This window comes from Moorena sp. SIO1F2, assembly GCF_010672755.1.
Taxonomy (GTDB): Bacteria; Cyanobacteriota; Cyanobacteriia; order Cyanobacteriales; family Coleofasciculaceae; genus Moorena.
The window spans coordinates 1-11,025 of record NZ_JAAHFV010000222.1 but is presented as its reverse complement, the minus strand read 5'-3'; the positions used below and the strand labels follow the sequence as shown (position 1 = coordinate 11,025).

Annotated in this window: 13 protein-coding genes and 2 pseudogenes; 9 read left to right on the top strand and 6 right to left on the bottom strand. The window is 43.7% G+C overall.

Annotated elements, in window-relative coordinates; all coding sequences use genetic code 11:
* Positions 1 to 552: 552 nt before the first annotated feature.
* The 6 genes and pseudogenes from F6J94_RS22550 to F6J94_RS22520 form a co-directional block, all read right to left on the bottom strand.
* Positions 553 to 1,287: an SDR family NAD(P)-dependent oxidoreductase gene (locus F6J94_RS22550; RefSeq protein WP_293044331.1), complete on the bottom strand. Its 735-nt coding sequence runs from the start codon at positions 1,285 to 1,287 to the stop codon at positions 553 to 555.
* An 11-nt stretch (positions 1,288 to 1,298) separates the two neighbouring features.
* Positions 1,299 to 2,231 carry a phosphoglycerate dehydrogenase gene (locus F6J94_RS22545; RefSeq protein WP_075903761.1) on the bottom strand — a complete coding sequence of 311 codons (933 nt, stop codon included), beginning with the start codon at positions 2,229 to 2,231 and terminating at the stop codon, positions 1,299 to 1,301.
* Between the two features lie 3 nt (positions 2,232 to 2,234).
* Positions 2,235 to 2,951 carry an acylneuraminate cytidylyltransferase family protein gene (locus F6J94_RS22540; protein WP_293044328.1) on the bottom strand — a complete coding sequence of 239 codons (717 nt, stop codon included), beginning with the start codon at positions 2,949 to 2,951 and terminating at the stop codon, positions 2,235 to 2,237.
* Positions 2,952 to 3,026: 75 nt separating this feature from the next.
* Positions 3,027 to 3,559 (bottom strand): annotated as a pseudogene (locus F6J94_RS22535) (cyclase family protein).
* A 53-nt stretch (positions 3,560 to 3,612) separates the two neighbouring features.
* Positions 3,613 to 4,587, bottom strand: a complete 975-nt coding sequence (locus F6J94_RS22525; protein WP_293044324.1) for a glycosyltransferase family A protein — start codon at positions 4,585 to 4,587, stop codon at positions 3,613 to 3,615.
* Between the two features lie 318 nt (positions 4,588 to 4,905).
* A pseudogene (locus tag F6J94_RS22520) lies at positions 4,906 to 5,364 on the bottom strand (carbamoyltransferase C-terminal domain-containing protein); the annotation flags it as partial.
* An 83-nt stretch (positions 5,365 to 5,447) separates the two neighbouring features.
* Here F6J94_RS22520 and F6J94_RS22515 point away from each other — a divergent pair.
* The 9 genes from F6J94_RS22515 to F6J94_RS22475 all read left to right on the top strand — a co-directional run bounded on the left by F6J94_RS22515 (position 5,448) and on the right by F6J94_RS22475 (position 10,763).
* Positions 5,448 to 5,786 carry a hypothetical protein gene (locus F6J94_RS22515; protein WP_293044322.1) on the top strand — a complete coding sequence of 113 codons (339 nt, stop codon included), beginning with the start codon at positions 5,448 to 5,450 and terminating at the stop codon, positions 5,784 to 5,786.
* Positions 5,786 to 6,049, top strand: coding sequence for a hypothetical protein (locus tag F6J94_RS22510; RefSeq protein WP_143727837.1), 264 nt, complete (start codon positions 5,786 to 5,788; stop codon positions 6,047 to 6,049). The genes F6J94_RS22515 and F6J94_RS22510 overlap by 1 nt, the downstream gene beginning before the upstream one ends.
* On the top strand, positions 5,988 to 6,257 hold the full coding sequence (locus F6J94_RS22505) for a hypothetical protein (RefSeq protein ID WP_293024556.1): 270 nt from the start codon (positions 5,988 to 5,990) through the stop codon (positions 6,255 to 6,257). The genes F6J94_RS22510 and F6J94_RS22505 overlap by 62 nt, the downstream gene beginning before the upstream one ends.
* A gap of 22 nt (positions 6,258 to 6,279) precedes the next feature.
* Positions 6,280 to 6,645: a hypothetical protein gene (locus tag F6J94_RS22500; protein ID WP_293044321.1), complete on the top strand. Its 366-nt coding sequence runs from the start codon at positions 6,280 to 6,282 to the stop codon at positions 6,643 to 6,645.
* Positions 6,646 to 6,950: 305 nt separating this feature from the next.
* Positions 6,951 to 7,271: a 2Fe-2S iron-sulfur cluster-binding protein gene (locus F6J94_RS22495; RefSeq protein WP_075903753.1), complete on the top strand. Its 321-nt coding sequence runs from the start codon at positions 6,951 to 6,953 to the stop codon at positions 7,269 to 7,271.
* 338 nt (positions 7,272 to 7,609) lie between these two features.
* The gene (locus tag F6J94_RS22490; RefSeq protein ID WP_293044319.1) at positions 7,610 to 8,836 is read left to right on the top strand and encodes a transposase; all 1,227 of its coding nucleotides are present in this window, start codon (positions 7,610 to 7,612) and stop codon (positions 8,834 to 8,836) included.
* A 49-nt stretch (positions 8,837 to 8,885) separates the two neighbouring features.
* Positions 8,886 to 9,071 (top strand): hypothetical protein, encoded by a 186-nt coding sequence (locus F6J94_RS22485; RefSeq protein WP_293044317.1) that lies wholly within the window; start codon positions 8,886 to 8,888, stop codon positions 9,069 to 9,071.
* Positions 9,068 to 10,192 carry a DUF3326 domain-containing protein gene (locus F6J94_RS22480; protein WP_293044315.1) on the top strand — a complete coding sequence of 375 codons (1,125 nt, stop codon included), beginning with the start codon at positions 9,068 to 9,070 and terminating at the stop codon, positions 10,190 to 10,192. Before F6J94_RS22485 ends, F6J94_RS22480 begins: the two co-directional genes overlap by 4 nt.
* A complete protein-coding gene (locus tag F6J94_RS22475; protein ID WP_293044313.1) occupies positions 10,170 to 10,763 on the top strand; it encodes a CPBP family intramembrane glutamic endopeptidase in 594 nt (197 codons plus the stop codon). The genes F6J94_RS22480 and F6J94_RS22475 overlap by 23 nt, the downstream gene beginning before the upstream one ends.
* Positions 10,764 to 11,025: the final 262 nt, after the last annotated feature.

Sequence of the window (11,025 nt, the reverse complement as noted above, 5' to 3'; positions counted from 1 at the left end):
ATAAGTTACAGTGTATCCTTCGCAAATTAACTTCGATGCATCTGTCTGAAAAACGAAAGGACTACCTGCTGTAAAAATTTTAGAAATATGATACCTTTTATCTACCACATTATCAGCGGATATAGCTGATAAAAAAGATGGACAGTTTTACTTTTAAAACTATCTCGCGCTTTGCTCGACAACCAAATGGTTTACTGCAACATGATAGCTAATATTTAAATTTACTTTATCAAATATTAAGTATATTTTGTTTAAACCAAACGTATAATAATTATTCAGTAATGATAAATCAATTTTATTAAGGTAAGGACCATTGCCAATAATAAAACAGTCCTCTTTTTTATGAAGATTTTTAAATTATAAAAGGCGCTTATAATCATTAAAAGACCATTGACTGTACACTGGATATGAGTAATTATTAAGATACTCAACAATTGAATCTATTGCTACTCGTAATTGTTTTTGAAGCATAATCAATTCAGCCGTAAAAGGGTTAATTAGCTGGTTAACTAGTTTGGGCTTTAGATATGCGAATAAATCTTTATTGTTAACCTATATAGGATCGTGTAAACGTCCTCCAATGCCACCATCAACGCTTAAAGTTGCACCGGTTATGAAACTTGCTTCAGGCAAAGATAGAAACAATGCCACTTTTGCTACTTCTGCTGGTTCTGCAATCCGCCCTAAAGGATGCATTTGAGACAAATTCTCAAACTCTTCCTTCTTCCCTTCAAACCCAGCCATTAACATTGGTGTCGCTACTGCTGCTGGACAAATCGCGTTTACCCGGACTCTTTCCCTAAGATCCACTGCCATACTTTTGGTTAAACCCACCAAAGCTGCCTTACTGGTTGCATAACACACAAACCCAGGCTTGGTAAGGCTGGCGTGAATACTGGCAATATTTACTACTGAGCCGACCGCTTGTTCCAACTCTGGCAGCAATGCCTGAGTTAACACAAAAGGAGCTACCAAATTAACATCTAGTGTCTGATGCCAATCTTCTACTGTGAGTTGGTTTGTGGGCTTTAGGATTTGCACTGCTGCATTGTTAATTAAGGTAGTCAAACCCAGCCCACGCAAGTGCGATCGCACTTGCTCAACAATTTCTGAACAATAAGCTGCATCACTGCACATTTTCTGCAAATTGCCGACAATCATAACATCGCAGGATGCAGCCGCTGAAACTACATCAAGACCAATCACAAAGTGATTAGCTTCTTTAAAAACCTGGCACAAAGCTTGCCCAATGCCACCCGCAGCTCCAGTAATTAAAGCACTTTTCACGATCTCAATTCCTAGGCACATCCAAGAAAATCAAATAGCAAATGCATTGCCTGATAACTAGCACGACGCACAGCATCCACCGTATTAGAAGCATTATGGGAGCCAAAAATACACTGTTCAAAAGGCCGTAGCGCAGAGGCTTCCGGTAATGGTTCCATTTCAAAAACATCTAAGGCTGCCGAATGCACCTGTCGTGAAGACAATGCCTCCACCAATGCTGCTTCATCAATCAATGGACCTCGGGCAACATTGATCACCCGCACCCCTCGCTTTGCCTTAGCAAATGTTTCTGAATTCAGTATATGATGATTTTCACTAGTTAACGCACAGGTCAGCACAATCAAGTCGGCTTCTTCCAAGCGTGCGGGCCAAGCAGCAGGTTGTACTGCTTCTAATCCCTCCACTGCTTGGAAATAAGGATCGTAAGCAATTACCCGCATGTCAGCTGCTAACAGCCGCTTCGCCGTATTGCGCCCAATATCCCCAAACCCAACTAAAGCAACCGTCTTATCCCCTAGAGAAATGCCTGCTGGTTTTAGCCATGTTCCTGCTCTAACGGCTCGGTCAATCATGAAAGTCTGTCGTGCTAGGGCAATTACATAGCCCATGGCAATATCGGCTACTTCCGCACCAAACATACGAGGGGTATTTGCTACTAAGATACCATTATCATTCGCTGCTGTAAAGTCCACATTATCAACCCCAACACCCCACTTGACTGCTGCTTTTAGCTTCCCAGATTTCCCGTTCTGAAACACTTCGCGAGTGGCAGGATCATCGCCAATAATCCAACCGTCATACTGAGGAATGAGGGACTTTAGTTCTTCCACGGATAGGGTTTGCACTACTGGAGGACAATCAACTTCAATGGCTTTTGCTGCAAAAAGTGGTTTGAATTCATCCATCAAACCTAACATGGGTGGACAGGTAATTAATACTTTCATTGCTCATGCCGCTTGTACAACAGAAGAAGGGTAGAGATACTGGGCAACTGCTTCAGCCATTTGCCAGTCCACTTGATCGTCAATATCAATCGACTCCAAGGGAGGAGTTTCAAACATCATAGGTTGCTTGCCAATCCTAGCTTGGGTGGCAGCGAAGCTTAAAGGTGTAAAAATGTAGAGATTAGAATTTTCTTCGTACCAGGGTTCCAAGTCCTGAGTTCTAATTAGGTTATTGGGATTGTGGTTAATGGCAGAACCATCTTGACGGTAGAAGCGAGTTTGGAAGCGATTAACTGTAAATAGCGAATCAGCAGTTCCCCTAGCCCTAGCCTCCAGAAACTGCTGAAGTGCCTTGCGAATTGTTGTCCCACTGAGGAGGGGATTTGTAGTGTGGGTCATCAAGTAAATATCGGCAGGTTCATTTGCTATGTCATCTGCCAGAATCCGGTTCATGCTGACGAAATCACCACACAATTCTGGTTTGCGATCGCGAATCTGAACTCGATCTGAATCGACCAATCCGTGTTCTGCCAGAATAGAGCGAGCATCTGTATTTATAATCACTTTTGAGACTTCGTTTAGCTCAATAAGTGCATTTAAAATTAACTTGAATAAAGGGTTACCATTCAATGGCTTAAAATTTTTACCCTTGACTCGCTCGCTGTTAGCTTTCATTGGCAAGAGAGCAATAATTTTCGGTTCAGTATTAAAATAATTCATTAAAAACTAATATCTAAAAATTTTGTAGCAAACTTAGTCAGATAAGTTACGTAAAACTACCCTAGCTGGAGCTCCTTATACTCCCTTGAGCTTAATTGGTAAACATAACAACTCATACTTTCCAGTTGAAATATCCGTTAAATTCAAGCCTTCAATAATAACAACCTCGGATTTTAGCAGAATTTGATGAGTTTCCGGACCATCATAAAAACCTTGGACTGACAAATAATCCACCCCAATTAACCTAATTCCCCGTTCAACTACCCATTCAGCGGCATCTGCTGTGAGCGCCACAAAGTCCGGCTGAAATTCCCGCACTTGCGATCGCCACAGCCGATAGTTTCGCGTGTGCAAAAGCAAACGCTGTATGTTGGCAGGTAGAGTTAACTGCTTTAATACCTCTGCGGTGATTACATCGACATCATCGGGCACAACTACAACGTAAACCTCTCCGATTAGAACATCCAGAGGTAGCTGTTCCACACTTTCCCTGGGATGAAATGCATTGGAGCATCAACGTGAGTCCCCGTATGTACACTAAAATGCAGTGTTGTATCGGTAGCAATATCACCATGTTCTAAATCGAGCGAGGTGACGGTGAAATTCAATTGCTGGGCTACCAGGCCAGGTGGGAAGGTATGGGGATACGGGTACTGAAATGTCAATATACTTGCTCGGAGGATTTTGCAGAGGAGCCATAGTCAATGAGTCGTCGATTGTCATAAGAAAAGGTGTTCTGGTAAGGTGATAGGCTGCGTGGATAATAAAAGGTTTGTCGCAGGCGGTTGCTGACTAGTCCCCTTTGGGCAAAGCCTTGGTAGGTACCCCAGAATTGCATTAAGCGGAATATAGGAATTGAAAGCAAATTTGGCTTGAAAACACCGTCATGGAATGCATGATAGTAGTCACTGACAACATTTGTGGTGAACAGGCGCAAAAAATCCCAAAAATGGAAGTTTTCTTGGGGATAAATCTGTTTAAGAGCAATGGCTTCTCGTTGATAGCGGTTGTAAATGCGTTTGGGGGTTTCCTCATGAACATGAATAATTTCAGCTGCGGGAACGTAAGCAATCCGGTAGCCTAAGGGCATAATCCGTTTTGCCCAGTCCAAATCCTCTAAGCCTGTGAGGGTTTCGTCGTAGGGAACGTCTTCCCACAATGATCGCCGGATAGCAGCATTAGCATTGTTACAGAAAGGATAGTCTTGATCCCTGACATGAACGGACTGATCGGGAAACCAATTAGCAAATATCTGGTTTTCCGAATACTTGGTTGTTTCGTTACCGCGTTGTTTTCCGTAGGTTAAAGCAATCTTAGGATCTTTAAAGGGAGCTAACAGCTTTTCAATCCAATCTTGGTAGATGGGATAAACGTGAGCACTGGCAATAACGATGAATTCCCCGGTGGCAACCTGACATCCAAGGTTAAGGGCTCGCCCAAAGGAAAACTCTTCCGGTTTGATGGATAATAGTTTGACTCGATAGCGGGATGCAATGGATGGAGTGGCATCAGTAGAACCTGAGTCAACAACAATGATTTCTACATCTTGGATTGTCTGCTGCATGATGCCACTGAGCAGACGACCGATGTGTTCTTCTTCGTTATAGCAACGAATGATAATGGATATTTCAGGCACTTTGCTTAACTATAATGCGGTTTATAGTACAGCGTTAAGTATGTAGCAATTCTCAGCGACGTTTGAGGTGCTTTCGTCCTGGGTTTTAGGGAGCAGGGAGCAGGGAGCAGGGAAGAGGTAAGACGGAAGAGGCAAGAGGCAAGAGGCAAGAGGCAAGAGTGAAAAAATGCTGTGTACCTAATAGTTATGAAAAACGCTGTATAGTGTTTTGTTAATCCAAAAAACATTAGCATAATGGTTATTTTTGTATTGGTATTTTTAAGATAAACTTACTTTTTGTTTAGGTAAAACCGGTTGAGGTTTATTGGATTTTTAAACTCAAAAATTCCCCATCACCAGTAGATCAATATCACTGTAAGCAAATGTGCGCAAGGCATCTTCTGGTGTATTCACAATTGGTTCACCCCGTAAATTGTAGGAAGTGTTTAAGAGGATGGGGATTCCAGTTGCCTCACCAAATTTTTCGATTACTTGATAATAGAACGGGTTAGATTCTTGGCGAATAGCTTGTAGGCGACCTGTGCCATTATGGCAGACAGCTTGAATTTGCTCTTGCTTATCTTCAAGAATTGGTGCCACCATCTGCATATAGCGAGGCAGATATTGGTTTTGTAAATTAGAACCGGAAAAATAATGATTTACCTGTTCGGCTAAGATAACTGGTGCAAAAGGACGAAATGGTTCTATAAATTTAATTTTGGTATTGACAATTTCCTTCATTTATAGTTGGCGTGGATCGGCTACAATCGAGCGGTTTCCTAATGCTCTTGGACCCCATTCACCACGCCTTTCAGGGGTAGGTTTTTAATAAACTGGAAAAAAACGCGATGCTCTTAAACAGCGGCTAAGGGAACACAGCCATGAAGAAGAATCAAGATTACCAAAAATGGTTGAGGACAGTGACTAAAAAAATGCCCCATCTGAGCTTTCCTCAAGCAGTGGTTTTAGGGATGTGGAGTTTTGGCATTGTGATGACCGGCTCTTGTGGACTGACCACAGTGGCAGTTTTTCTAGCGGCCTTGCTCGGCAAAAAAGAAAACACTGTACGTCAACAGTTGCGGGAGTGGTACAGAAATCAGCAAGACAAAAAAGGGGATAAACGAGCTGAACTTGATGTCACCAGCTGTGCAAGCCCCACTCCTGCAATGGGTGTTAAATGGATGGCCTCCCCAGAAAAAATCGATGGTTTTAGCTCTTGATGCTTCGTTCCTTTTGTTGCCGATTTACCCTCTTAGTTGTGAGGGTTGTCTATCGCGGCTGCGGTATTCCTGTGGCTTGGAAAGTGATCGAAGCCAAGGCTAAAGGCAGTTGGCAACCCTATTGGCTGGATTTACTCTCCCACCTTACAAACACAATTCCCCAGGACTGGTTAGTTTTGGTGATGGCTGACCGAGGACTGTATGCCAAGTGGCTCGTGCGTTGCAATTCAACAACAGGGTTGGCATCCGTTTTTACGAATTAACCAACTTCGACAGTTTCATCCGGTGGGTCAACCCAGCTTTGTTCCTTTAACCACAGTGGTGACCCAGAACGGTCAAAGCTGGTCAGGTCGAGTAACTTGCTTTTCTAGCAATCCCCTCAGTTGTACCTTGCTGGCTCGATGGGACTCTGGGTACTCAGATCCTTGGTTGATTGTCACCGATCTCGACCCAGATCAAGCTGAGGGTTGATGGTATCGAATGGGTTCTTGGATTGAGTGTCTCTTCAAGGATACGTTGGCGGGGAGGTTGGCAATGGCACCAGACGAAAATGACTGACCCCCAAAGGGCTGAGCGTCATTGGTTGGCAATTGCCATCGCCACCTTGTGGGTCGTCAGTGTTGGAGGGGAATCTGATCCTGATCTATCCTTCAACGACTCACAACAGTTACCGGCAACCCCTGTCGAGAGTCAAAACTCTGACACCGGTACACCGAAACCCCGTGTTTTGAGCTGTTTTCGTCGGGGCAAGTTAGCTGATTCTTGCTGCTCTACTCAATCATCTTCCGTTACCTATCGGTCAATTTTTTCCCGATTTTTCTCCAAGTATTCCTTTTCTATCCTCAGCCCTTTATCTTAAAAACCTACCCTTGAAAGAAGGTAGGGTCGCCTTAATCAATAAGTTTCAACCAAAGGTGCCCTTGACCCGTAATTAAATTCGCCACGGGTCGCACCTCTTTTATGCATAGCCTGCCAACCCTAAAGGCGACCCTATCCTTACGGTAACTTCAAGACGCTCACCCTACCGGGTAGAGCGCGGGGCTTCTCGCGGTTCGGCTAACGAAGGCACCAGCTTAATTTATATCCCACAAAGCGCTAAAATAAGCCAGTGACCCTCCCTGTCCTATTCATAGGATTGGGAGTATCAAGCTCGAAACTGATACAATGCCCAAGACTTACACCGTCGAATTTAATCACAAAGGCAACACATACACTATAGAGGTGCCAGAGGATCAAAAAATTCTTGAAGCTGGCCATGGGGCGGGGATAGATTTACCCAGTTCCTGCACCGCTGGAGTCTGTACCACTTGCGCTGCCAAACGAGTAGCAGAAGGCAGTGTAGACCAAGCCGATGGCATGGGTTTAGGCCCAGAACTCCAAGCAGAAGGGTATGTGCTGCTGTGTGTAGCTTATCCCCGCTCTAACCTCAAATTTGACACCGAAAAAGAAGATGAAGTGTACGACCGGCAGTTTGGTCAGCCGTGATCAGGTCTTTGCTGCTATATAATCAAATACCATTAGCCTAATAGCTAGACGTAATGGTTAGATAAATTAGCTAAACCGCGAGAAGCCCCACATCTCAATACGTAGTATGAGTGTGGGATGAATCGCGGACAGGGTATGCACGGATCAAAGGATAGAGCTATTAAACTCCTAATCAACTCAGATGAGATCATTCCTATAGGATTGGCATCTTGTTCCGGTTGTCTTTTCTCAAAATCAGTAATTCTAATTGTTAACTTTTTATTTTTAATAATGTCTTGCCAAATGATCGTAGGCATGCTCTAATCATAATAGGTCGAGCCAACTTGAGGCAAGTCAAAGTGAGAATAGCGTATCAGTACCGGCTAAAACCAACAAAACAGCAAAAAGCCAAGATAGATCATTGGCTGTCAATGCTTTGCGCTCAATATAACTACTTGCTAGCTGAGCGGTTTAGTTGGTACGAGCAAAATCGTTGCTCAATTAATGCTTGTCCCCTGGTTTGTCACCTTCCTAAACTAAGAGAGAATCCGGATTACTACAGTCAGAAGAAAACTCTACCAAATCTCAAGAAAACTCATCCTTGGTACAAAGAAATTCATTCTCAGGTACTTCAGGATGTAGTCAAAAGAGTTAAATTAGCCTTTGATCGGTTTATCAAAGGGGATAGTAGTGGTAGAAGAAGTGGGAGACCTAGATTTAAAAAACTACACCGCTACCGTACCTTTACTTACCCTCAGATGAAAGAAGGGTGCTTAAAATACAACCTGATCAACCTACCAAAAATAGGGAAAATTAAAGTTGTACTACATCGCCCTATTCCTAATGGATTCAAGATAAAGACAGCTTCGATTACCAAAAAGTGTGATGGATATTATCTGGTTTTGTCTCTAGAAGACAAAAGTGTACCTGAGGTTAAACCTGACCTTAATCCTGACTCAATAGTCGGCATTGATGTTGGCCTTAAGGAGTTTTTAACTACCTCCGAAGGCGAGACAATAGAGATTCCTCAGTACTACCGAAAATCTCAAAAAAGATTGAAGGTTATCCAGAAAAGGGTATCTCGACGGGTGTTGGGAGGCAGTAACAGACTCAAAGCTATTAAGCAACTTGGTAGACAGCACAAAAAAGTAGCGGATAAACGGAAAGACTTCCATTTTAAGACCGCCAATTATTTGCTGTCAAAATATGACGTGATTGCTCATGAAAAGTTAAATGTAAAGGGACTGGCTAAATCCCGATTGGCTAAATCTGTGTTGGATGCTGGGTGGTCAAGCTTTCTGACAATCCTGGCAAGCAAAGCCTTAAATGCTGGCTTGTTGGCGATTCCGGTAAGTGCTCAGAATACTTCACAGAATTGCTCCAATTGCGGCAAAAAAGTTTCCAAAAAGCTGCATGTCCGTTGGCACGATTGTCCTCACTGCGGTTGTAGTTTGGACAGAGACCACAATGCAGCAATAAATATAAAAAATAGAGCGGAAGGGCAGTCCGTTCTTAAAGCCCAGCGCCTCCTAAGGAATGCCCGGATTGGCTGGGAAGCTTACACTGAACCTGTAAGGTCAGTGTAGGAGCTGTCACGATAATCTCATTATCTTAATCAGAATTAGGGAGAAAATAATGACAACCCATTTCATTACTGCAGAAATTGACCTCCAAGAGTCCCCTAAAGAACTGCACCAAGCCATTGAAGCAGAACTACAAGAACGGGGAGAACCCCTGCGCTGGGCAGTTACTCATGTAGACCCTGAGCAGGAAAAAGCTACGGTAGAGGCTATTGTAACAAAATCACCGAATAGTAAGTGAATCAGCGTCCCTATACCGTTGTTTTAATTATTCCTACTGGTGTAGGAGCGTCGATTGGTGGCTATGCCGGGGATGCCTTGCCAGTGGCTAGAGCGATCGCACAAGTTTGCGATCGCTTAATCACCCATCCCAATGTCCTCAATGGTGCCCAGTTGTACTGGAACTTACCCAACGCCTTCTATGTAGAAGGCTATGGACTTGACAAATTTGCCGCTGGATGCTGGGGATTACGCCCTGTACATCAGAACCGAGTGGGATTACTCCTGGATCAGGGGATTGAACCGGAACTACGTTTGAGACACCTACAAGCAGCAGATGCCACCAGAGCTACCCTAGGACTGAATATAACCGACTACGTAGTCACAGATGCTCCCTTAAATGTAGAACTGCGCACAGCAGCATCTGGAGCGAGTTGGGGAACAATTGGAAATCCCGATAGTTTATTGCGAGCAGCCCAAGTCCTGATTGAGCAAGCCGGAGCAAATGCGATCGCAGTAGTCGTGCGTTTTCCCGATGACATGGGTAGTCAAGCATTGCAAGATTACCGTCATGGCCGAGGCGTAGACCCCCTCGCTGGTGCTGAAGCCATTATCAGTCACTTGATTGTTCGTACCTTTCAAATTCCCTGTGCTCATGCACCAGCATTGATGCCTTTGCCCATCGATCCTAATTTGTCACCTCGTTCAGCAGCAGAGGAATTGGGCTATACCTTCTTACCCTGTGTTTTAGTAGGATTGAGTCGCGCTCCCCAATTTGTCGTCAACCAAAAAAATTCCCCCTCCTCCCTTGCTAATCCAGATTCTCAAACTATTTCCTCAAAACCAGGGAAAATCTGGGCTGATGATGTAGATGCGATTGTGATACCAGCAACCGCCTGTGGTGGTAGTGCAATGTTAAGCTTTAGCCAGTTGCAAACCCAAATCATTGCTGTTGAAGAAAACCAAACTACTATGGAAGTGCCTCCAGAACCTTTGGGAATTAAAGCAATACGAGTAAACTCATATTTAGAGGCTCTAGGCTTGCTGGTTAGCCATCGTGCTGGGATCAGTCCTAAAGCTCTGAGTCCATCCCTATCATCCCTGCGTCGCTTAAATTTTTGTGACAAAACAAATTCCCGATAATCCCGAACTTGAACCCCTAACCCGCATCCAAGTACTAGTGGCAATGGGTATAACTGCCGTAGTCTTACTAATCTTTGCCAAGCTATGGCTGCAACTAGGCAAGCTGACTCTCCTCCCCATCAAATTTACCCCCAATGCCCTAGTTATAGGACTAGCCATGGGGTTGGGAATTACTGGAGCCAGTGGCTTAGTGTATCGTCTTTGGCCAGCTTATCGCCAGAGTGCAGAAGTATACCTAAAGTTAATTCTCAAGCCCCTAATCATACCAGATTTAATGTGGCTAGGACTGTTGCCCGGTATGAGTGAAGAATTACTGTTTCGGGGTGTCATGTTGCCAGCAGTAGGGTTGAATGCTATCGGTATCATAGCCTCCAGTATGCTATTTGGGATTTTGCATCTAAGCGGTATCCAACAATGGCCCTATGTAGTTTGGGCAACCCTTGTTGGTTTGCTTCTCGGGTATAGTGCGGTAGCAACAGACAACTTACTCGTACCAATTGTAGCTCATATCGTGACCAACTTTGTCTCTAGCTTGGTATGGAAATTAGGTAATCTAGAAAATACAACATAGACTATAAAAGACTATTAAATTTAATTAAAAATTAAATAAAAATTAAAAATTAAATAAAAATTAACAACTAAATAACAATTAAATAATAATCCTCAATAAATTGTGATAATTTTTCTGCCCTGTTCCCTACTCCCTACTCCCTACTCCCTACTCCCTACTCCCTACTCCCTACTCCCTACTCCCTTTCCTAAATAACAATTAAGAATTGATTAATGCGATCGCTTCGACTAGAATCCGATGTTCTTGGACTTGAATCCGGGCA

Coding starts and splice junctions, on each gene's coding strand:
- F6J94_RS22510 (WP_143727837.1), top strand. CDS start 5,786: ATGCTTCGTTCCTTTTGTTGCCGATTTACCCTCTTAGTTGTGAGGGTT.
- F6J94_RS22540 (WP_293044328.1), bottom strand. CDS start 2,951: ATGAATTATTTTAATACTGAACCGAAAATTATTGCTCTCTTGCCAATG.
- F6J94_RS22495 (WP_075903753.1), top strand. CDS start 6,951: ATGCCCAAGACTTACACCGTCGAATTTAATCACAAAGGCAACACATAC.
- F6J94_RS22485 (WP_293044317.1), top strand. CDS start 8,886: ATGACAACCCATTTCATTACTGCAGAAATTGACCTCCAAGAGTCCCCT.
- F6J94_RS22545 (WP_075903761.1), bottom strand. CDS start 2,231: ATGAAAGTATTAATTACCTGTCCACCCATGTTAGGTTTGATGGATGAA.
- F6J94_RS22505 (WP_293024556.1), top strand. CDS start 5,988: ATGCCAAGTGGCTCGTGCGTTGCAATTCAACAACAGGGTTGGCATCCG.
- F6J94_RS22515 (WP_293044322.1), top strand. CDS start 5,448: ATGAAGAAGAATCAAGATTACCAAAAATGGTTGAGGACAGTGACTAAA.